17 protein-coding genes and 1 tRNA gene are annotated in these 22,224 nt (G+C 65.8%); 4 read left to right on the top strand and 14 right to left on the bottom strand.

What is annotated here, in order from left to right:
* Positions 1 to 254: 254 nt before the first annotated feature.
* The 5 genes from VGG53_RS07275 to VGG53_RS07255 form a co-directional block, all read right to left on the bottom strand.
* Positions 255 to 2,252, bottom strand: coding sequence for a cytochrome c oxidase assembly protein (locus VGG53_RS07275; protein ID WP_331517365.1), 1,998 nt, complete (start codon positions 2,250 to 2,252; stop codon positions 255 to 257).
* 24 nt (positions 2,253 to 2,276) lie between these two features.
* Positions 2,277 to 4,619 carry a glycerol-3-phosphate 1-O-acyltransferase gene (locus tag VGG53_RS07270; protein ID WP_331517364.1) on the bottom strand — a complete coding sequence of 781 codons (2,343 nt, stop codon included), beginning with the start codon at positions 4,617 to 4,619 and terminating at the stop codon, positions 2,277 to 2,279.
* Complete coding sequence (locus tag VGG53_RS07265) at positions 4,616 to 6,259, bottom strand: HAD-IB family hydrolase/lysophospholipid acyltransferase family protein (protein ID WP_331517363.1); 1,644 nt, start codon at positions 6,257 to 6,259, stop codon at positions 4,616 to 4,618. The genes VGG53_RS07270 and VGG53_RS07265 overlap by 4 nt, the downstream gene beginning before the upstream one ends.
* A complete protein-coding gene (locus VGG53_RS07260) occupies positions 6,256 to 7,731 on the bottom strand; it encodes a wax ester/triacylglycerol synthase family O-acyltransferase (protein ID WP_331517362.1) in 1,476 nt (491 codons plus the stop codon). The genes VGG53_RS07265 and VGG53_RS07260 overlap by 4 nt, the downstream gene beginning before the upstream one ends.
* Before the next feature lie 283 nt (positions 7,732 to 8,014).
* Positions 8,015 to 9,271 (bottom strand): alpha/beta hydrolase, encoded by a 1,257-nt coding sequence (locus VGG53_RS07255; protein WP_331517360.1) that lies wholly within the window; start codon positions 9,269 to 9,271, stop codon positions 8,015 to 8,017.
* 185 nt (positions 9,272 to 9,456) lie between these two features.
* Between VGG53_RS07255 and VGG53_RS07250 the strand changes: the two genes are divergently transcribed.
* Both VGG53_RS07250 and VGG53_RS07245 read left to right on the top strand, forming a co-directional pair.
* Positions 9,457 to 9,530: transfer RNA gene (locus tag VGG53_RS07250), tRNA-Arg, on the top strand.
* Positions 9,531 to 9,653: 123 nt separating this feature from the next.
* Positions 9,654 to 10,412, top strand: coding sequence for an enoyl-CoA hydratase (locus VGG53_RS07245; RefSeq protein WP_331517358.1), 759 nt, complete (start codon positions 9,654 to 9,656; stop codon positions 10,410 to 10,412).
* A gap of 62 nt (positions 10,413 to 10,474) precedes the next feature.
* Here VGG53_RS07245 and VGG53_RS07240 read toward each other — a convergent pair whose 3' ends face one another.
* Positions 10,475 to 11,020: a TetR/AcrR family transcriptional regulator gene (locus VGG53_RS07240; protein WP_331517357.1), complete on the bottom strand. Its 546-nt coding sequence runs from the start codon at positions 11,018 to 11,020 to the stop codon at positions 10,475 to 10,477.
* Between the two features lie 45 nt (positions 11,021 to 11,065).
* Between VGG53_RS07240 and VGG53_RS07235 the strand changes: the two genes are divergently transcribed.
* Positions 11,066 to 12,466: a cytochrome P450 gene (locus VGG53_RS07235; protein ID WP_331517356.1), complete on the top strand. Its 1,401-nt coding sequence runs from the start codon at positions 11,066 to 11,068 to the stop codon at positions 12,464 to 12,466.
* A gap of 25 nt (positions 12,467 to 12,491) precedes the next feature.
* Here VGG53_RS07235 and VGG53_RS07230 read toward each other — a convergent pair whose 3' ends face one another.
* Genes VGG53_RS07230 through VGG53_RS07195 form a run of 8 tightly spaced genes read right to left on the bottom strand, consistent with a single transcriptional unit; the run spans position 12,492 to position 21,928 of the window.
* Positions 12,492 to 13,685, bottom strand: coding sequence for a dihydrolipoamide acetyltransferase family protein (locus tag VGG53_RS07230; protein ID WP_331517355.1), 1,194 nt, complete (start codon positions 13,683 to 13,685; stop codon positions 12,492 to 12,494).
* Entirely contained in the window at positions 13,682 to 14,737 is a 1,056-nt protein-coding gene (gene bkdB / locus VGG53_RS07225) for a 3-methyl-2-oxobutanoate dehydrogenase subunit beta (RefSeq protein WP_331517354.1), read from the bottom strand. The genes VGG53_RS07230 and bkdB overlap by 4 nt, the downstream gene beginning before the upstream one ends.
* A complete protein-coding gene (pdhA, locus tag VGG53_RS07220) occupies positions 14,737 to 15,828 on the bottom strand; it encodes a pyruvate dehydrogenase (acetyl-transferring) E1 component subunit alpha (protein WP_331517353.1) in 1,092 nt (363 codons plus the stop codon). The genes bkdB and pdhA overlap by 1 nt, the downstream gene beginning before the upstream one ends.
* A gap of 57 nt (positions 15,829 to 15,885) precedes the next feature.
* Complete coding sequence (locus VGG53_RS07215) at positions 15,886 to 16,704, bottom strand: CoA ester lyase (protein ID WP_331517352.1); 819 nt, start codon at positions 16,702 to 16,704, stop codon at positions 15,886 to 15,888.
* On the bottom strand, positions 16,704 to 17,213 hold the full coding sequence (locus tag VGG53_RS07210; RefSeq protein ID WP_331517351.1) for a MaoC family dehydratase: 510 nt from the start codon (positions 17,211 to 17,213) through the stop codon (positions 16,704 to 16,706). The genes VGG53_RS07215 and VGG53_RS07210 overlap by 1 nt, the downstream gene beginning before the upstream one ends.
* Positions 17,210 to 18,370 carry an acyl-CoA dehydrogenase family protein gene (locus VGG53_RS07205; RefSeq protein WP_331517350.1) on the bottom strand — a complete coding sequence of 387 codons (1,161 nt, stop codon included), beginning with the start codon at positions 18,368 to 18,370 and terminating at the stop codon, positions 17,210 to 17,212. Before VGG53_RS07205 ends, VGG53_RS07210 begins: the two co-directional genes overlap by 4 nt.
* The gene (locus tag VGG53_RS07200; protein WP_331517349.1) at positions 18,363 to 20,372 is read right to left on the bottom strand and encodes an acetyl/propionyl/methylcrotonyl-CoA carboxylase subunit alpha; all 2,010 of its coding nucleotides are present in this window, start codon (positions 20,370 to 20,372) and stop codon (positions 18,363 to 18,365) included. Before VGG53_RS07200 ends, VGG53_RS07205 begins: the two co-directional genes overlap by 8 nt.
* A 5-nt stretch (positions 20,373 to 20,377) precedes the next feature.
* A complete protein-coding gene (locus tag VGG53_RS07195) occupies positions 20,378 to 21,928 on the bottom strand; it encodes a carboxyl transferase domain-containing protein (protein WP_331517347.1) in 1,551 nt (516 codons plus the stop codon).
* Positions 21,929 to 22,009: 81 nt separating this feature from the next.
* Here VGG53_RS07195 and VGG53_RS07190 point away from each other — a divergent pair.
* Positions 22,010 to 22,224, top strand: a 215-nt coding sequence (locus VGG53_RS07190) for a helix-turn-helix domain-containing protein (protein ID WP_331517345.1), incomplete at its 3' end; no start/stop codon positions are given.

Here is a 22,224-nt window from a genome sequence, read left to right as displayed (position 1 = left end):
TAACCGACAATGTTTCCGACCACGGTCAGCGGCGTTTCGAACATTGCTCATCCCTTTCTTCGATGCGACGGCGCCTCGCCGCCGGTCTGACCGCTATTCACCTCGGCGGCGCCGACAACCGGCGACGTCCAGAACCCAGCCGGGCGCATCATGTGGATGAAACCGACGCTGTGGATGAGCCGGCAGCCGCGAACCAGAAGCCACGGTCGTGCTCGGCGGGAGAATCGCAGCCCTGACTTCTGGTTCGCGCGGGCCTATCGGTCGCGGCGGGCCAGCTCGGCAAGCATCGCGTTGTAGGCCGCTAGGTCGGAGTCCTCGTCACGGTCGGCTGCACGATCCAGTCGCCGCGCGGTCCGCCGGTCGCTGCGCGACCATTGCACCAGCAACGCGATCATCACCACGACCAGGGGTATTTCCCCTGCTGCCCAAGCCATTCCACCGCCGAGGCGCTGATCACCCAGCAGGTCGGTGTGCCAACTCAGGTGCAGCGACCGGTAGAAGCTGTCACCGAGCACCTTCTGCATGCTCATTAGCACAACAGCGAAGAATGCGTGCAGCGGCAGCGACGCGAAGACCACCGCAAGCTTCGCCAGCGGCGGAATCGGCCGCGGCGTCGGGTCGACGCCGATGACCACCCAATAGAACAGGTAGCCGCTGGCCAGGAAGTGCACGTTCATCACCAGGTGCCCGATGTGGCTGCCGACGGCGGCGTCGAAAAGACCACCGAGGTACAGCCCGTAGAACCCGGCGACGAACAGGGCCGTCGCGACCACCGGATTGGTCAAGATCCTCGAGAGCCTGCTGTGCAGTGCCGCGAGCAGCCATTCCCGCATGCCGGGCGGGTCACCGCGGCCGGCCGCCGGCAGCGCCCGCAACGCCAGGCCGACCGGCCCACCCAACACCAGCAGGATCGGCACCAGCATCGACAGCAGCATGTGAGCGGCCATGTGCATGCTGAACATCGCCGGCATGTACCGGCCCACCCCGGATGAGCTGACGAACAGCAAGGCCGTACAGCCCAGCAGCCAGGCCACGGTCCGGCCCATCGGCCACTCGTCACCGCGACGCCGCAGCCGACGCACGCCGGCCAGATACAACGCGGCGAAGACGATGGCCGCCGTGCCGAAGATCAGGTCGAACCGCCAATCGAACAAAACCCTGGCCGGGGTGGGCGGCCCGGCGAAGTCGTAGCCGATCTTCACATCGGAAATCGACGGCACCCCGATCGGCAGTGGCGGCGGAGGGGTGCGGCCGAGGCCGACCGCGATGCCGAACGTGAGGCCGAAAAGCAATGCCTCGATCAGCGCCAGCCGAATCAGGGCGCCGCGTGAGCTCGAATCTGTCTGCAGCGCAACCACTCCGGTTCGCCGCTGGCGCCAACCGACGACACCGAGCAGGCAGAGCGCGACGAACTTGGCGACCACCAGTCGTCCATAGTCGGTACTGAGCAGGTCGGACGGCAGGATGCGCACCAGCGCGTTGACCACACCGCTGACCGCCATCGCGACAAAGCACCACAGCGCGATCACCGAGAACCGACGCGACGCCAGGTCGGCGTGCTTTCCACCGCGCAGTACATGGGTGAGCAGGGCTAGCAGACCACCGGCCCACAGACTGCCCGCGACCAGATGGATCAGCAGGCTGTTGGTGGCCAGGTCATGGGAACCGCCGGCCGATGAGTGGCCGGTCAGCGCCAGCGGCATCAGGGTCAGCAACGATCCGGCCAGCAGTAGCGGCGTCCATGACCAGCGCAGCACCGGCAGGCTGGCCAATGTCACCACCGCGGCCAGCACCGCGGTCCACCGCCACGCTGTCGAGATGTTGATCAGGCTGGCCAGCGACCACAGACTCGCCGGGTTCAGGTGGGCGGTTATCGGCTGGCCCGAGACGTCGGAAATGGTCAACGGCACCAGCAAGGCGGCGCACACGGCCCAGGCCCCGGCCGCCACCGTTGCGACCCGCATCGCGCGATAGCCGTCGACGTCGAGGACGCCGTTGTCCTGCGGCGGAACCAGAAACGCCGCGAACAGGAAGGCTCCGACGGCCACAACGGCGGCGATTTCCCCGGCGGCCCGGACGAACGGCAGGCCAAGCGTGGTCACCGGGCCGGGGTCGGGTAATCCGGTAGCGGTCAGCGCGGCGGCCAGCGACAGCGCCCCGATGCCCGCTGCGGTGCAGCCGGCCAGCGTGCCGACCCCGACGAGCAGCGGCCACGCCACCACCCGGCGGCCGGCGGCCGGCGCATCCGTCATAACCAAAGAGTACGGTCGCGCCGCCTACGGCCGCCCCGCACCGCGTGCCTGCGCCTCGCGGGCGACGAACTGGTCGCGGGCGATCTGCGCGACGTGGTCGAAATCCTGGAGAATGGACTGTAATTCGCGACGAAACGCGACGCGGCGCTCCACCAAATCCGGCGCGGGCTCGAGCAGGTCCTGATCGGCGACGACTTGGCGCGCGGTGGCGAACAACAACGTCGACACCGGTTCGCTGCTGCGCACCCGGCCTTGCGCGACGTACTGCTTGCCGACACCGAGCGCCAACTGGGTGAGCTCCTTTTCGCCGATATCCGCTGGGGCATCGCGCAGCACATCGGCCACGATCTCGTAGGCCTCGAAGAACACTCGCAGCATCGCGTCCGACATCAACGGTCGTTTCGCGTACAGCAGCGCCTCGATCTCGGCCGCGCCCCCGGCCACGTGAGCTTCCCAATCGTCGTTCCATGCCATCTCGTCGGCGATGTTCTGACGGAATGCCGCGGAATCGGCGAAGTAGAAGTCGAACTTCAACAGATCGCGCAGTCGCATGGCCTGGTTCCAGAACGCCGCCAGCCGATCTCCATCGGCCCGGCCCGCGTGTGCCAGCGCCAGCTCGACGATCACTGTCTCCAAAAATGCGTGGATCACCGAGTTTCGGTAGAACGCCGCGGTGTGCTCATCTTCAGGGGCGATGCGCCACACCGGTTCTCGACCGCCGTCCACACGGGTCACCGGATGACCGTTGGACAGGGTGTCGACCGCGGCCCGAACACCTCCGGGCGTGCGCAGCCGCAGTGCGCTGGTGGACATCGGGGTTTGTTTGCGTTCGAGATAGTCCAGCGAATCCTGCAGGGTGTGGTGCAGTTGTCCCAGTGTCAACGCCACCCCGTGCGTGGTCAGCAGCAGAGCCGACACCAGCCCGGTTGCGTTCACCGGGGTGGATTGCAGGATTCGCCATGCGACTTCGAACGACATCTTTTGCAGCGCAAGCCGTTTGGCGGCTTCGTCCTCGGCGGCCTGGCCGTGAGAGGGGCCGAGATGTTCTCGCATCGAGACGGCTTCCGGAAATCGGACGTAGATCTTGCCGTAGTTACGTTCACCCTGGGCCTTGATGAAGTTGTACATCCAGCTCAAACCCTCGGGCCGTTTTTCGCCCCCGCGCGCGTAAGCGGCGTACTCGGCCGTCTCGTGCAGTTGGTCGAAGCTGATCGAAACCCCTTGCAGCAGAATGTCATCGCTGCGGCCGTCCAAATAGGCGTCGGCCACATAACTCATCAGCCCGAGCTTGGGCGGCAGCATCTTCCCGGTGCGCGAGCGGGTGCCCTCGATCGACCAGCTCAGGTTGAAGCGCTTCTCCACCACATAGCCGACGTACTCCTTGAGCACGTATTTATACAGCGGATCTTTGCCGATATTGCGCCGGATGAAGATGGTCCCGGCGCGACGCATCAGCGGTCCCATCACCCCGAATGCCAAGTTGACACCCGCGAAGACATGCACCGGCGGGAGCCGATTTTCTTGCATCGCCACCGGCATCACCGCGCCGTCGATGTAAGACCGGTGCGAGAACAGCAACACCGCCGGATGAGCTTCCAGAGCGGTGCGCAGCGCCGCCACCTGGTACTCGTCGTAGTCGATTTCGCGGTCGAATCCCCTGCTGAACAATCTGCCCAGGACGGAGACGAGGTCGACGGAAACTCGGCTCCACCCGGTAGCGAGTTCGTCGAGCATCTTTCCGGCCTGCTCGACGGTGGCGCCCGGGATCTTCTCCAGGCCGGCGCGAAATCGCGCAGAGGCCAGAATCTCTGGCCGCACCAGCCGCGGAGACTTGTATTGCGGTCCAAGGATCCGGTATTCGGCGCGTTCCATCGCCAGCAGCGCCCGGCGGGTGACGAAATGCGCGAAGTCACGGGGATTGTCGCCAACAGTGATGTCGCGCCATTGCTGGCGAAGTTCGGATACCTTGGCCGACTCGCCGGCCACCACCCGGGCGCGGGAAGGATCAGCGCGCAGGATGTGGCGCTGCTGACGCTCGCTGGGCTGGTAGGGATTTCGTCCCGGCAGCAACGCCGCCACCCGATTCAATGCCGACGCGTCGGCCTGCGGCATCCAGAACACGCGCACCGGCACGATCGACCGGTCTTCGTCCAACTCGAGCTGCTCCACGAGTTGCGCGAGCGCGCCGGGCGAAGGATTCCGCTCGGGTAGGGGCAGCACCTCGAGTTTGGTCTCCGGATAGCGGGCACGTTGCTGATCCAGCCACACCGCAAGCAATTCCGATTCCATCGGCGAGGACGTCGACGCCAACACCAACGTGTCGTCGGTTGTGCTGAACGTGCCCGTGTCGGCGGCCGGGATTTTCACGATCGTCCCCTTGGCCGAGGCGTTCTCGGCGGTGCCTTGGGTTGGGCAGCCTTGGCCGTTTTCTTCGCAGCGGCTTTCGCGGGCGCGGCCTTATTAGCGCGACTGGTGGTCTTGCGCGGCGCCTTTCGCGGCGCCGGCTTCTTTCGATACACGTCGTGGTCGGGTAGCTCGTCGACAGGCCAGTCGGCCAACGTGTCCAGATACAGTTGGCGCACCTCGGCGATCCGATCCGCCAGTGTGTCGACTGTCCAGTCGCTCACCGAGATCGGCGGAAACACCGCAACATCCACCGTGCCGGGATTCATCGTCGTGGAGTTGCGCGCAGCGATGATCTCGGCGTTGCGAATCACGATCGGCACGATCGGTATTCCCACCGCCATCGCCATCCGGAACGGCCCCTTCTTGAACGGCCCGACGCTGGTGGTGTCCAGCCTGGTGCCCTCGGGCGCGATCATGATGGACAGCCCTTGTCTGGCACGCTCCTCGACCTGGTGCAGCGACTCCACCGCGGCGACCGGGTTATCCCGGTCGATGAAGACGGAGTCCAGCACCTTGCCGAGCGTGCCCATGATCGGATCTCCCTCGAGCTCCTTCTTGCCGACAGCAACCCAGTTGTCGCGGATCAACGCACCGACGATGACGGGGTCGGCCTGGTTGCGGTGGTTGAAGATGAACACCGCAGGCCGCTCGGCAGTCAGATTCTGCTCACCCACAATGTTGAGTTGCACACCGCTGGCGGTCAACAGCAGCTGCGACCAGGTGGCCGTGAAGAAGTTGACGCCGCGGCGCCTGCTTCGGGTCAGTAATCCGATCCCCAGGGCGCCGGCCGCGACGGGGACCACCGAGCCGACCCCGGCAAGCGTGCGCAGCTGTGCGCCGATGCCGCCGCCACTGCGGCTGGTGAACCGCAGAATCGGCCAGCCTCGCCGCTTGGCAACGGCGGCCATCTTGCCTTCCGGGTTGGTCGGGCGCGGATTGCCGACCAGGTACATCAGCGCGACGTCTTCGTCACCGTCGGCGTAGAAGTAGCTGTCCTTGAGGTCGATCCCGTTGTCGCCGGCGAACTTCTGCACCGCGGCGGCCTTGCCCGGACCCCACAGAATCGGCTTGACCACGCCTCCGGTGAGCACCCCGTCGTCGTTGGTCTCGAACTTGTTGGTGAGCGTATTGAGAATGCCGAGGAAGCTGGCTACCGGAGCGACCTGCATGGTCAGCGCCGACGAACTGAGCACCACGGTGTGCCCGCGGGCCAGGTGGGCGCGAACCAGCTCGCGCATCTCCGGGTAGATCCGCGACTCGATCCGCTGGGCGAACAGCCGCTCCCCGATCTCCTCCAGATCGCTCAACATCCGGCCGCGCAAGGCCGAGGACGCCTTGCCGATGAGCTCCTCGAATTCGATACGTCCGAGTTGATGATTGAGGCCGGCGGTGATCATGCTGATCATTTCCCCGACCCCCATGTCGCGGCGCCGAATGCGTTCCTGGGTGAGGATGACGGCGGTGAAGCCGGCCACCAAAGTTCCGTCGAGGTCGAAGAATGCGCCGATTTCAGGGCCGGGCGGGCTGGCCATGATTTCAGCCACCGACCCCGGTAACCGAAGATCGCGCGCCGGTTTCTTCGACTCGCGGTCCTCGCTCATGAACCCACCGCCGACTGCTCCGAGGCGCCCAACGCCTCAGCGCCGAACGAGGCGGGCACTGCCCGGGGAGCGGGATCACCTGCCAGCGCGAGGATTTCGTTGAAGCCGTCCAGCAGACAGCGAGCGAACAGCGCCTCGTCGCGGATGGCGGCGCGGTCATAGCGGGTGGTGATGGTGCAATAGCCGCCGCGGGAGATCAGTACGACCATCATCGCCACACCCGGCAACGGGCCAATGCCATACTGCCGCAAGATCTTTGAACCGACGAGGAACGTGTCGCCGGGATAGACCGGAACATTGCTGGCCTGGACGTCGGAGCCGACGATCGATCCCGTCATCGACTCCAGCAACGGCGCCGGCAAGACGCTCAACACCGGCGCGATCGAACCGATGATGTCCATCGCGGGCTCGTCGCGGCGCTGGGTCATCTGCAGGCGAATCTTCTGCATGCGGACCACCGGATCCGCGGTACCGATCGGGGCCGCCAGGTTGACCCCGGTGAACCGGTTGCCGCCGGCGGCGTCGGACTCTGCCCGCAGGCTGACCGGCACCGCCATCGGCAACGCCGCGATCGGCACGCCGAGTGCCTGGTGATAGCGCCCCAGCACACCGCACAAACCGGCCAGGTAGGCGTCATTGATCGAGCCGCCACCGGCTTTCGCGGCCCGGTGCAAGTCGGACAGCAGGATGTCGATGGCCTCGCTGCGGGTGGCCAGGCTGCGCCGGCAAAGCAGCGGCGAGGGTTCCGCGGCCCGACTCATCACGCGTGCGCCCGAGCGGGCGTAATTGAGCACACCCGACACCGCCGCACCCGGATTGAGCACCGCTCGCCCGACCATCGACGCGGCTCCCCACAACGCGCCGCGGGCCCCGTTGGCCACGTTGACCGGCAATTGGTTGAACCCCTGGCGCATCAGGTCATTGGCCGACAGATCCTGCGGAATGGGTTGGTCCGGGACCGGCTGGGGTGGCGGATCGCGCTCGAGATCGTAGATATGAGCGAACATCTCCACGCTGCCGACACCGTCGGTGACGGCGTGGGACAGGTGCAGCAGCGTCGCGGCCTTGCCGTCGGCGAGGCCCTCGATCAGAGTGGCCGTCCACAGCGGCCGCGCGATGTCGAGCGGCGATTGCAGCATCACCTCCGCCAGATCGAACACCTGTCGCAGCGAGCCGGGTTCCGCGACACGCATTCTGCGCACATGAAAGTCCAGGTTGAAGTCGGGATCGACCACCCAGCGCGGTGCGGCCGTCGGCAACGTCGGCACGACCACCTTCTGCCGCAGCCGCAGCACCCGCCGGGACGCGTTCTCGAAGCGGGTCCGGAAGCGGTCCCAGTCCGGCGTCGTGTCCAGGATTTCCAGGGCCATGATCCCCGAGCGGGTACGCGGATTCGCCTCCCCACGATGCAAGAGGTAGTCGACGGGCCCCAGCGCGGTAGGCAATCCGGCCGCGTCGAACTGCTCAGCCACCGCAGCTCCCCGGTCCGGTCGCCGCGTCCGCCACTCGACGCGCCAACGCCGCTTTCGCCACTCAAGCCTCCCGTTTCGAACGCTCCAGCCGTCACGCCACGGGCGACGTCGCCTCACAGTTTGCCAGAATGGCGTGCGCAACTCTAACGTAGTCCGGTTAGCGCGGCGGCGGTAGCTGAATGTGCGGATCAGAATGCCGGAGCAGACCCAATTGCGGCAATCAACGAAATGCCATGGCGGGCCGCTGAATTGAAAATGAGCGTTCGATTACGCGCTGATCAATTCAGCTGGCCGGGTTGGCGCGCTTGCGTAAAGCGGTCGACCGCGAGCGCAAATGCCGTCCGTAGACGACACCCAGAAAGTCGGCAACGGCATCAGCAGCAAACCTGGACCGTACCGTGGCGAACAAGTCAAAAGCGTGGTGCGCGTTGGGAAGCTCGGCATAACAGACGGTGGGAGCTCCGACGTCGTGCAGCGCATCGCAAAAAGCCTGCGCCTGCACACTCGGGATGACTGAATCGTTCTCGCCATGCAGCACAAAAAACGGCGGCGCCTGCCGGTGCACATGCCTGATTGGCGACGCCAATTCGAACAGCTCGGGCTGTTCGGAATAGCGTGCTTGCATCACGAAATGCTCCAGGAAGGGCAGCATCATTTCGTGCATTTTCTCGACATCGGTCAGGTCGTAAACCCCGTAATAGGGTGCCGCGGCTTGGACCCTGGTATCGGCGTCTTCGAAGCCGGGCTGCAGCCGCTCGTCGTTAGCGGTGAGCGCGACCAGCGACGCCAAGTGCCCACCCGCGGAGCCACCCGTGACGGCGATGAAGTCGGGATCGCCGCCGTAGTCGGCGATGTTCTCGCGAACCCATGCCAGCGCGCGCTTGACGTCGATGATGTGCGCCGGCCAAGACTTGCGCGGGCTCTTGCTGTAGTCGATGGACACGCACATCCAGCCCTGCTCGACCAGTCGGCCCATCAGCGGATACGCCTGCGGCCGTCGACCGTTGACCGCCCACGCGCCACCCGGGATCTGCAGTACCACCGGCGCGCGATGTCCTGCTTTGACGTCACCGTGGCGCCAGATGTCCAGCACGTTGTCACGGACGTCCGGGCCGTAGATGATGTCCGACGTCTGCGCTGCGTAACGGCGGCGGTGGCCGGCCGCCTGCAGGAAGCCGACGCGACCCGAGCACGCGGCCCGCTCGATCGGATGACAGGCCTGCTCGCGGTAATCCGGTCCGAGCGAGTCCTGCAGGGCTGCGGTCAAAATCTGGTCTGCCCGCTGCGCTGCCCAGCCAGTCGCCACCCGGCCCACCGACAACGGCGTCACACCGGACAGCGCATGTCCGGTGACCACGCGCGGCGAGAATTCGGCCGACAGCCAACCCGCGACGAAGCGGCCCACCCACGGCGAGCCACGAAGCAGCAGCGATCCGGTGCGGTACGCGCCGATCGGCATCGCGGCGAGCTGCGACCCTTGTCGCAGCACCTCGGCACGGGCCTGCGAGTACCGCGCTCTGACATCTATGGCTACGGTCATGCCTCGCCACTCCTCGTCGTTGAGCACACGCCGCCTGCGCACAAGCATGGCCGTCGTAGCGTACGTGTGTGGCGGGCCTCACACTAGCCAATCACTATTACTGCCAACGACATTTCCCGCGGCGTTGCGCGGCGCGAGTGCCCATTTTTCTGGTTGGCTACACTGACCTGGGCCTAACGTCTTCGGCCCCCGTAGCTCAGCTGGATAGAGCACATGACTTCTAATCTTGTGGTCGCAGGTTCGAGTCCTGCCGGGGGCGCTCGTCGAGGGCGCTCGTCGAGGGGCGCGCGTCGAGGTGCCACTGAGACCGATGGTATGTGTGTGGCACATGGTTTCGGATGGTGCGCCACGCGCCGTTCCGGCGAAGCAGCGGAGGTGTCCAATGGCCGAATCTGACCTGGTCCTGTTCAGCGTCGACGACCACGTCGCGCTGATCACCGTCAACGACCCCGATCGGCGCAACGCCGTCACCGGCGAAATGTCCACCCAGCTGCGCGCCGCCGTCGAGGCGGCCGAGGCCGACTCCTATGTGCATGCCGTTGTCGTCACCGGCGCCGGCAAAGCGTTCTGTGCCGGTGCCGATCTCAGCGCGCTGGGCAGCGCCGCCGAAGAGGGACTCGTGCGGCTTTACGACGGATTCATGGCCGTCGGCAAGTGCACGCTGCCCACCATCGCCGCCGTCAACGGACCGGCCGTCGGCGCGGGCCTGAACCTGGCGCTGGCCGCCGATGTGCGCATCGCCGGACCAAACGCGTTGTTCGACGCCCGTTTTCAGAAATTAGGAATTCACCCGGGCGGCGGGGCGACGTGGATGCTGCAGCGCGGCGTCGGACCGCAGGTGGCCCGTGCAGCCTTGCTGTTCGGCATGCGCTTCGACGCCGAATCCGCTGTCCGACACGGCCTCGCGCTCAGGGTCGCCGACGATCCAGTTGCCGCGGCATTGGAGTTGGCGGCCGGCCCCGCGGCCGCACCGCGCGACGTTGTGCTGGCGACCAAAGCCACCATGCGCGCCACGGCCAGCCCGGGATTTCTCGACGTCGACCAGCACGAGCTTGCCAAGGACACCGAGCTCGGGCCGCAGGCCACCTCGATACGGTCACCGGAGTTCGCCGCCCGCCTGGCCGCGGCGCGACGCAAATAAACAAACCCAATTATGCTGTCCGCCAGCATGTTAGAGGTTCAGTCCTAGTGTGCTTGTGACAACTAGGGCAATCCCGCGAGCGCGGCTACCGCTCGGCGCAACATCTTCGGTGACGGGCAACGATCCGGCGCCAGGAGCCACTGCAGCATAAGCCCGTCGATGAGCGCGATCAGTAGCGATGCGACAGATTCCGCGGCGCGGCCTTTGTCGTCCAATACCGCCACGACTCCTTGCCGCAGTTCGTCGTACATGGCCCCCAGCTGTTCGCGCGCCGCGGCGGACCGCTGTGCGTGCGCGAATGCCTCCATGAACCCGACGAGCAATGCTCGGTTGACGTCGAAGGCTCGATACGCGTCCGCGGTCATGCTGTCCAACTGAGCAGTCTTGTTCGTCGCCGCCGCCATCGAGGACTGAAAGCCGCTCACCCAACGTCGGGCGCATTCCGCGACGGCGTCGTTCAACAAGCCCTCCGTCGAACCGAAGTGATAGCGAATCGCACCGAGGCTTACGCCTGCCGTCGACGCCAAATCACGTGCTCGGGTGCCACCGAATCCGCGCTCGCGCAGGCACACGATCGCCGCTTCCAGCAGCGCCTCTCGATTACCCACAAAAGCCCCTTGCACATTTGTCTAAATCTGGAGTTATCGTAGTTCATGACTGCAAGCTCGGGAACAACGTCACCAGCAATCCCACCCGGCCCGTCGGGGATGCAGGCACTGCGCTATTGGGCGCAGTTGTTCCGCGACCCGCTCGCGGTATATGGACAGCTCAGCCGCAGGTACGGAGATGCGGTGCGGGTACCGCTGACCCGCAAGCGCACGTTCTTTGTGCTCAGTCGCCCTGAGTACGCCGAACACGTTCTCGTCCAGCATCAGGATCGCTATGTGAAGGCGTTCACGTACCGGCCGCTGAAGACCTTCCTCGGAGACGGGCTGCTCACAAGCGAAGGCGCGACATGGCAGCGGCACCGTCGTCTCGTACAGCCCGTGTTCAGTCACCGCCACGTGCAATCCTTCGCTCCCGCGATCGTCGCGGCCTCCCGACGGCGCGCCGCTGACTGGATACCTGGCGCCACCATCGACGTTGGTGCCGAAATGCGGACACTGACAATGGATGTGATCGGCCGCGTGTTGTTCGGCACCGAGCTCGGTAGCAAGGCCGAACGAGTCGGGCATGCGGTGTCGCGTCTGCAGGGTTCGATGGTCGCGGCGATGTTGCTGCCACCGATGCCCCCCGAACGCGTCCGAGCCGTGGCTCGCGCCGTCCCGGGGATCGGCTGGGCGTCGGAGACACTGGAGTCGCTGGTCACCAGGATCGTCGACGAGCGCGTCGCGGCGCCGCACGTTCAGCCTCGCGACCTGCTTGACCTGCTGCTGGCAGCGGGACAGGGCGAGCAACCACTGACGCGCGAAGAGATCCACAGCGAAGTGATGACACTCGTGCTCGCCGGTCACGAGACCACGGCGAACTTATTGACGTGGGCGCTTACGCTGCTGTCGCGATACCCGGCCGCGCGCGAAAGCCTGGCCGCGGAGGTCGACGAAGTCCTTGGCGATCGCGACCCGCAACCAAACGACGTCGACAGCCTTCAGTGGACCCAGGCGGTGATCAACGAAACAATGCGGCTCTACCCGCCAGCGTGGACCGTCGAACGCGACGCCGCCGAAGACGACGACATCGCCGGCATTCGCGTCGCTGCCGGCAACACCGTCGCGATCTCGCCCTATCTGCTACACCGCAATCCCGACTTCTGGCCCAACCCAGAGGGATTCGACCCGCGGCGTTTCCTTCCCAAGAACGTGTCGAGCCGTCCGAAGTATGCATTCATGCCGTTCGGCGGCGGCCGGCGGATCTGCGTCGGCGCGGGTCTTGCCCAGCTGGAGGCGACCCTCGCGCTGGCCGTGCTAACCCAGTCCGCCAGCGTGAATCTCGTGGCTACGACGCCGCTGAAACCACGTGGCGATGTCACGCTGCACCCGAGCGGGCCCGTGATCGCGACGGTGGGGCGACCGGTTCGCGCAACGGCTTCCGACCAAGTCGTGGCAGCGTCCTAGTCCGCGTCCGTGAATTTGCCGACCGCTACAGATCGAGCAGCGCGGTCTCCGGCGATTCGATCAGCCTGCGCAGCTCGCCTAAAAACTGAGCCGCGTTGGCACCGTCGGCGATTCGGTGATCGAACGCGCACGTCAGCGTCATTTGCGGGCGGACAACGACCGTGTCGTCAACGGCCACCGGCCGTGGCTTCAATGACCCCATGCCAAGGATCGCGGCTTCGGGATAGTTGATCACCGGCACGCCGTCATCGAGTCCGAGGGCGCCGAAGTTCGACACGGTGAACGTCGATCCCGCGAGCTCGGCCGATTTCAGCGTGCCGGCCCGCGCTTCCCGAATCAGCCGCGCCACACATCCGGCAAGTTCACGCGTGGTCTTGTGCTGTGCGTTGGTGACGACAGGGACCAGCAGGCCGCGCGGGGTCGCGACCGCGAAGCCCAGATGGACCGCGTGGTGTGAGTGCACCTGGGCACCGTCGGGGCCGTCCACCCAGGTGGAGTTCAGAATCTTGTTGTGCGTCAAGGCGATGACGAGTAGCCGCATGGTTAGCAGGAACGGCGAGGTGACCTCGGCGTCGTCACCAACCAACGCGCCCAGTCGGTCGCGAAGTCCTAGCAGCGCGGTGCAGTCGACCTGCACGCTGGCATGCGCGTCTGGAATATTGTTGCGCGACAGCGTCATTCGCTCTGCCATCTGAGCGTGCACGCCGCGAACGGGCAGCACGTCGTAGGAGACCCCCGGCCGTTCGGCACCGACTCCTGCGGCCGCCAGTACCGCATCCCGACTGACCAGGCCGTCTGCGCCCGGCGGCACGTCGTTCAGGTCCACCAGCAGGTCCGCGGCCAATTTCCGGACGCTTGGCTTGGCTTTGGGACGTCTGCGGCTGGTGTCCAGCGCGTCGTCGGCACCGTATCCGACCAGCACCGGTTTGCGCGCGGATAGCTCACCGTTGGTCGCCGGTGTCTGCTGGGGCGCGCTGTCGACGCGAGCCAGCAGCGAGCCGACGGCCAGCACATCGCCTTCGGCCCCGCGTAGTTCGACGATCCGGCCCGCATAGGGGCTGGGGATCTCGACTTCGGCCTTCGCGGTTTCCACCGAGCACAACGGCTGGTTGAGTTCGACGTCGTCACCGACCGCGACGCACCAGCATGACAGCGTCACCTCTTCGAGGCCCTCGCCGAGATCAGGGACGACGAAGACCTTGACGCGGTCGTCATTCATGGTTGCCCCAAAGAACGTTCAACGCAGTCCAACAGCCGGTCGGGCCCGGGCAGCCAAGCCTTCTCCAATCGCGCCGGCGGATACGGGGTGTCGAAACCGCAGGCGCGCAACACCGGAGCTTCGAGTTCGTAGAACATCTCCTCTTGGATGCGGGCGGCCAGCCCCGCCCCGTAGCCGAGGCTGCGCGGCCCCTCATGCAGCACCACGCATCGTCCGGTGCGGCGGATCGAGGCGGCCACGGTGTCGAAGTCCAGCGGGACCAGCGACCGTAGATCGATGATCTCGAGGCTCCAACCATGTTGCTGCACAGCCATTTCAGCGGCTGACAGCGCGGTCCCCACCAGGCCGCCGTAGGTCAGCACGGTGACGTCGGTACCGGCGCGGCGCACCACCGCCTGCCCGATCGCCGGGCCGGGACAGGTCGTGTCGACGACTTCGCGGCCCCAGTAGCGTCGCTTGGGTTCCAAAAACATCACCGGGTCCGGGCACGCGATGGCGTGGCGCAGCAACCAGTAAGCATCCGATGGGGTCGATGGGACAACGACTTTCAAGCCTGCGGTGTGCGCCCAGTACGACTCGGTGGACTCGGAATGATGCTCGACGGCGCCGATGCCGCCGAATGACGGGATTCGCACCGTGACGGGCATGTTGATCTGACCGCGGGTACGGGTCCGGTACTTCGCCAGGTGGCTGACCACCTGATCGAAAGCGGGATAAGAGAACCCGTCGAACTGGATCTCGGGCACCGGCACGAATCCTCGCAGCGCCAGACCCACCGCGATGCCGATCACCGCGGACTCGGCCAATGGGGTATCGAAGCAACGCTGCATGCCGAACGTCGCGGCCAGACCCTCAGTGACCCGGAAGACACCGCCCAATGTCGCGACGTCTTCGCCGAATACCAGCACCCGGTCGTCGGCGGCCATCGCGTCGTACAGCGCCCGGTTGAGCGCCGCAACCATGGTCAGCGGCGAAGCCACGAGCGTATCGGCCGGCTGCGCGTCCGGCAGCGCCGCAGTGCGGAATGTCGGCGGTTCGGCGATCTGAGTCATCATGCCTCCCGGAGGATTTCAGCGCGTAACTGCCGGCGTTGCGCCTCGAGGCCGGGTGTCATCTCCGCGTACACCGCGGTGAAGACCTCGTCGATGTCGATATCGGGTGCCGCGAACACCGCGTCGCGCAGATCGCCACGTAGCCGTGTGCACCGCGCGGCGATCCTGTCCTCCAGCCGCTGCGACCACAGTCCCTGACCTTCCAGGTAGGCCCGGTAGCGCGGAATGGGGTCCAGTGCCCGCCACCGGTCCAGTTCTTCTTGGCTGCGGTATCGGGTCGGATCGTCGGACGTGGTGTGCGGCCCGAGCCGATACGTGACGGCTTCAATCAGCGTCGGCCCGTTGCCGGTTCTGGCGCGCGTCGCGGCGTCGGCCGTCACCGCATAGCAGGCCAGCACGTCATTGCCGTCCACCCGAATACCGGGCATGCCGTACCCGATCGCCTTGTGCGCGATCGACGGCGCAACGGTCTGGCCGCGCAGCGGAACCGATATTGCCCACTGGTTGTTCTGCACGTAGAACACGCACGGTGCCTTGAAAACCGCCGCGAAGTTCAGTGCCTCGTGTACGTCGCCCTCGCTGGTGGCGCCGTCGCCGAGAAAAGCCACCGTGATCGAGTCGTCACCAAGCCGCTGGGCGGCCATCGCAGCGCCGACGGCATGCAGCGTCTGCGTACCGATCGGCACGGATATCGGCGCACAGCACTTCTTGATGAAATCCAGTCCGCCATGCCATGTTCCGCGCCAGGCGGCGCCGACTTGGCCGGGAGCGATACCGCGGACGAGATAGACGCCCAATTCCCGGTATTGCGGGAACAGCCAGTCGGTCTTGCGCAGGCAGGCCGCCGCGCCGACTTGAGCTGCCTCTTGGCCGCAGCACGATGCGAACAGCGCCAGCTCACCTTGTCGCTGCAGGTTGACGAATTCGGCATCCACATCGCGGGTGACGACCATCATCTCGTAGAGCCAGCACAGGGTCTCCGCGGGCAGTTCGCGGCTGTATCGGGATTCGGCCGTCGGCGTGCCATCCGGGCCGACGAGTTGCACCGGCTCGAGCCCGACAGTCATCGGCGAGTGAGAAACCTCGGCCATGCCGCCTCCTACGCGCAGGCGTGCAGGGGGTCAGAGCAAACCCCGATACCGAGGCTGCTAGGAGCCGGCTTCACCTGCCAACTGCACGATCCGCTCGGCTCGCCGCAACACCGGCGCATCCACCATTATGCCCTCAAATGCGAAGACACCGCGTTCATCGAGGGCAGCGGCAAGGACGTGTCGTGCCCACTGCACCTGGTCAGACGAGGGCGCATAACCGGCCCGTATCACGGGCAGCTGGCTGGGGTGGATAGCAACCTTCGCGTCGAACCCGACAGCAACCGCATCGTCGACCTCGGCGCGCAGCCCATCAAGATCTTTGATGTCGAGGTAGACCGAATCCAGCGCGAGGCGACCATGCGCCTTCGCGGCCAACAACGACTGCGAACGAACGTGGCGAGCCACTTCGCGGTAGGTGCCGTCCGGGTAGCGGTTGGCCGTGCCGCCGAGCACGGCGAACAGATCCTCGGCGCCCCACATCACGGCAATCGCGTTGTCCACCTGGACGGTGTCCGTCACAATCAGGGCACCCTTCGGCGACTCGACGAGCACGATCACGTCCAGTGGCGCTAGAGCGCTAACGTGTTCGACCGCTTCGCATTTCGGCAGCATGACGGTGTCGTACGGAGTCTGCTTCAGGGCCTGCAGATCAAGCTCCTGATCGGCAGTGCCGAATTGGTTGACGCGCACCACGGTGCGGGCCGGGTCGAGCCGGGCCTCCGCCACCGCCTTGCGCGCCGCAGGCCGATCGGCCGCCCCACACCCGTCTTCGAGGTCGAGAATCACGATATCGGCTGCAGCCGCTGCCTTTTGGTAACGCTCCGGGCGGTCAGCCGGGCAGAACAGCCAGGCCGGCCCGGGATTCTGCAGGCCCATCAGTCGCCATCCTCCGCCGGTCGCATCCGTACCATGGTCTTGCGGTTGGCGGTGGCGACCACGTCGCCGTGCTGGTTGCGGCCGGTATGCGCGAACATCACAATGCCCTCGCCTGGACGGCTCTTCGATGTTCGCTTCTCGGTGATGACGGTCTCGGCGTACAACGTGTCGCCATGGAAAAGTGGTTTGGGGAAAGCGATTTCGGAGAACCCGAGATTGCCCACGATGGTGCCCTGGGTCAGCTGTGCAACCGACAGACCAACCAAAGTCGACAAGGTGAACATCGAATTCACCAGCCGCTGATTGAACGGCGGCAGCGCATCGGAAAACGCGGCATCAAGGTGCAGCGCCTGAGTATTCATCGTCAACGTCGTGAACAACACGTTGTCGGCCTCGGTGATGGTCCGCCCCGGGCGATGCAGATATCGCACGCCGGTTTCGAATTCCTCGAACCACAGCCCGCGCTGGACGACCGTCTTGAGCGGCTGGTCCCCGTTCGTTTCGCTCACAGACCGACCTCACGCGCGATCAGCATCAGCTGCACTTCGGTCGTCCCCTCACCGATCTCGAGAATCTTGCTGTCCCGGTAATGCCGGGCCACAGTGAATTCATTCATAAAGCCATAGCCGCCGTGAATCTGGGTGGCGTCTCGGGCGTTGTCCATGGCCGCCTCGCTGGCGATCAGCTTGGCAATCGCCGCCTGCTTTTTGAACGGCTTACCGGCCAGCATCAGTGCCGCGGCGTCGTAGTAGGCGGTGCGCGCGGTGTGGGCGCGAGCCTCCATCCTGGCGATGGTGAACGCGATGGACTGGTATCGGCCGATGGCCTGCCCAAACGCTTCACGCTCGCGGGCGTACTTGACGCTCTCGTCGACGCAACCCTGTGCCGCGCCAGTCGACAGCGCGGCGATCGCGATGCGCCCCTCGTCAAGGATCCGCAAGAAGTTGGCGTAGCCGCGGCCGCGCTCACCGAGCAGATTCTCTTCGGGAACCCGCACGTCGTCGAAGCTCAGCGGATGGGTGTCCGAGGCGTTCCAGCCAACCTTGTTGTACGCGGGCTCCACGGTGAATCCCCGGGCCGGTACCGGAACCAGGATCGATGAAATCTCTTTCTTTCCATCGCGCTCGCCGGTTACCGCGGTGACGGTGACCAGCGTGGTGATGTCGGTGCCGGAGTTGGTGATGAACTGCTTGGAACCGTTGATCACCCACTGACCGTCGTCTAGTTGCGCGGTGGTCTTGGTCGCGCCGGCGTCGGTGCCGCCGCCCGGCTCGGTCAGACCGAACGCTCCCAAGGCGCGGCCACTGGCCAACTGCGGCAACCATTCTCGCTTCTGCGCGTCGGTGCCGAACCGGAAGACCGGCATGGCGCCCAGCGAAACGCCGGCCTCCAGCGTGATCGCCACGCTCTGGTCGACCTTGCCCAGCTCCTCCAGCGCCAGACACAAGGCGAAGTAGTCGCCGCCCATGCCGCCCCACTCTTCCGGGAACGGCAGACCGAACAGCCCCATCTCGGCCATGCCGGCCACCACTTCGTAGGGGAAGGAGTGTTCGGCGTCGTGCCGTGCCGCCACCGGTGCGACGACGCTCTGGGCGAAGTCACGAACGGTCTTGGCCAACTGTTGGTATTCGTCAGGGAGCGTCCCAGTCGACAGGAAGTTAGTCATCAGCACCGTCCTCTGCTTTGGTGTTGCTGTTCTCATTGGCGGCAATCCGGGCCAGCGACTGACCCACCTTGACTTGGTCGCCCACGGCGACAAGGAGTTCGACCACACCGTCGACGGGCGCCGTCAGCGCGTGCTCCATTTTCATCGCTTCGACCGTGACGACAACCATGCCGGCTTCGACCCCAGCGCCGTCCTCGACGCTCACCGCGACGACCGCACCGGGCATGGGGCTGGTCAACTCGGCATCGCCGCTGTGCTCCTCGTCCGCACGCACTGGCGCTTCACGCACCTCCTCGGGCACCGCGAAAGTCCCGTCGCCGACCAGCCATATCTTGCTGTCCGCCGCCGCTACCGTGTACGTCATGCGCAACCCGTCGAGGGTCACTGTCAGCCGATCGCCCGTCAAAGCGGCTTGCAGCGAACGTGATTCGCCGTCTTCGATGTGGACTTCTGCAGCCTCCGGGACACCGGCGATGTGGACGTGATCGGTGCGGTCGCCGGCCCGCAACCGGATGCTCACCGGTGCTCGGCGCCCGATCCGCCACCCGGACGGGATCTCCCACAGATCGGCGCCCTGGGCGGGGAACCATCGCAACCAGCGGAAGGCCGCGGCCGCGATGAACTGTTCATCGGAGGGCGGCGCCGCGACGAAGTCACCGGCGCGGCGGTCCAAAAGGCCGGTATCGAGCCGACCGGAAACCACGTCAGGGTCGGCCAGCAGAAAGCGCGCGAACTCGATGTTGGTGACGACGCCGAGCACCGCGGTGTCAGCCAGAGCCCTATCCAGGGTTTGCAGCGCTGTAACCCGATCCGGTCCGTAGGCAATGACTTTCGCCAACATCGGGTCGTAGTCGCTACCGACGACCATGCCCGCGGACAGGCCCGAATCCACCCGCACACCGGCTCCGTCGGGTTCCACCACCACCAGCACATCGCCGCCGGTGGGCAGAAAACCCTGCGCCGGATCCTCCGCGTAGACCCGCGCTTCAATCGCATGCCCTCGCAACGCAATATCGGCCTGGTCGACGGTCAGCTTCTCCCCCGCCGCGATCCGAACCTGCCACTCGACCAGATCCCACCCGGTCACCAATTCGGTGACCGGATGCTCGACCTGCAGCCGGGTGTTCATCTCCATGAAGAAGAACTCGTCAGGACGGTCGGCCGAAACGATGAACTCCACCGTGCCCGCGCCGGTGTAATCCACGCTCCGCGCGGTATCGCAGGCCGCGGCGCCGATCCGGGCCCGCGTCTCGGAGTCCAGCAGCGGCGACGGTGCCTCCTCGATGACCTTCTGGTGCCGGCGCTGCAGGCTGCACTCCCGCTCACCGAAGTGCACGACGTTGCCATGCGTGTCGGCCAGTATCTGGACCTCGATATGCCTGGGGCGCAGCACGAATCGCTCGAGGAACAACGTGTCGTCGCCGAACGCGGCGGCCGACTCCCGCCGGGCACTGACCAGCGCGGCGGCCAGGTCAGCCGGCCGCTCGACCATGCGCATGCCCTTGCCGCCACCACCGGCGGAAGGTTTGACGAGAACCGGATAGCCGATCTCGTCGGCGGCCGCGATCAGCTCCTCATCGCTGAGCCCGGGCCGCGCGATGCCGGGCACCACGGGCACACCGAAGGCCGACACGGTGCCCTTTGCGGTGATCTTGTCGCCCATGGTCTGGATGGCGCCCACCGGCGGGCCGATGAACGTCACGCCGACCGAGGCCAGCGCGGTCGCGAAATCAGCGTTCTCCGAGAGGAATCCGTAGCCGGGATGAACGGCCTGGGCTCCGGTGCGCACGGCCGCATCGACGATGGCAGCGATGTTGAGGTAGCTGTCTCGTGCGGGCGCCGGGCCGATCGCGACCGCGACGTCCGCCGAGGCGACATGGCGCGCGTTGGCGTCGGCGTCGCTGTACACGGCGACCGACCGGATGCCCATCGCCTTGAGCGTGCGGATCACCCGGACCGCTATCTCACCCCGGTTGGCCACCAGAACCGTATCGAAAGTCATTGCGCTCACATTCGGAAGACGCCGTATGAAACCGGGTCGACGGGCGCACTGGCGACCACCGAAAGGGCAAGACCGACAACCGTTCTGGTGTCAGCAGGGTCGATGACGCCGTCGTCCCAGAGTCGGGCTGTCGAATAGTACGGGTTGCCCTGGTGTTCGTATTGCGCCCGGATCGGGGCCTTCAACGCTTCTTCCTCCTCGGCGGTCATCTCTCCGCGGACCGTCGCCAGCACCGACGCGGCTTGCTCGCCACCCATGACCGAAATCCGGGCGTTCGGCCACATCCACAGAAAGCGCGGCGAATACGCCCGCCCGCACATCGAGTAGTTGCCCGCGCCATAGGACCCGCCGATGACAACGGTGAGCTTGGGCACCCGCGCGCATGCCACGGCGGTCACCATCTTGGCGCCATGCTTGGCGATGCCACCGGCCTCGTAATCGCGGCCGACCATGAAGCCGGAGATGTTCTGCAGGAACAACAGCGGCACCATCCGCTTGTCGCACAACTCGATGAAATGCGCACCCTTGAGCGCGGATTCGGAGAACAGCACCCCGTTATTGGCGACGATGCCGACCGGGTGGCCATGAATGTGGGCGAAGCCGGTGACCAGGGTGCTGCCGTAGTCGGCTTTGAACTCGATGAATTCGCCGCCGTCGACCACGCGGGTGATGACGTTGTGCACGTCGTAGGGAATCCGGGGATCGATGGGAACCACGTCATAAAGTTCGGCTTGATCAGCAATCGGATCCACGGTGGGCAAGACGTCCCAGATCCGCGGATCCCGTGGCCCCAACGTCGAGACGATGCGCCGGATGATGCGTAACGCGTCGCGGTCGTCGTGGGCGAGATGATCGGTGACGCCGGAGATCTTCGAATGCAGTTCTCCGCCACCGAGATCCTCGGCCGATACGACTTCCCCGGTCGCGGCCTTCACCAACGGCGGCCCACCCAGAAAGATGGTGCCCTGGTCGCGGACGATCACTGCCTCGTCGCTCATCGCGGGAACGTAGGCACCGCCCGCCGTGCACGATCCCAGCACGGCTGCGATCTGCGGGATGCCCCGAGCGCTGAGATTGGCCTGGTTGTAAAAGATCCGGCCGAAATGCTCACGGTCCGGGAACACCTCGTCTTGCCGGGGCAGGAAGGCGCCGCCGGAGTCGACCAGATAGATGCAGGGCAGCCGGTTCTGGCTGGCGATCTCCTGAGCGCGCAGGTGTTTTTTGACGGTAATCGGGTAGTACGTACCGCCTTTGACCGTCGCATCGTTGGCCACGATCATGCATTGGCGGCCAGAGATCCTGCCGATGCCGGTGATGATGCCGGCGCCGGGGCATTCGTCGTCGTACATCCCGTCGGCGGCGAGCGGAGCGATTTCGAGCAACGGGCTACCGGGGTCGAGCAGCCCGTCAACGCGATCACGGGGCAGCAGCTTGCCGCGGTCGACGTGGCGGGTCCGCGAGCGTTCCGGACCACCCAGGGCCGCGGCGGCCAGCTTTTCGCGCAACTGGGCGACCAACGCGGTATGCGCGTCGCGGTTTTCCGCCGGAGAGGTCATCGGTTGCACGCCAATTTCGGTTAATGGTGACTAACTCGTGTTATGTTAGTGGCCATTAACCGACGTGTCCAGGGAGGCCGGATGGCAGCATCCGAACCGGCCGACCGCAGCCACGACATCCCGGCACCCAACCCCCGCAGTCGACGCAAATCCGATCGCCGCTTGCAACTGCTGGCCGCCGCGGAGCGACTGTTCGCCGAGCGCGGGTTTTTGGCGGTGCGACTCGAAGACATCGGCGCCGCGGCGGGAGTCAGCGGCCCGGCGATCTACCGGCATTTCCCCAACAAGGAGTCGCT

Origin of the sequence: Mycobacterium sp. (genome assembly GCF_036490025.1) — a bacterium.
GTDB lineage: Bacteria > Actinomycetota > Actinomycetes > Mycobacteriales > Mycobacteriaceae > Mycobacterium.
The sequence above is the reverse complement of the archived record's forward strand: the minus strand, read 5'-3'. Positions and strand labels throughout refer to the sequence as shown.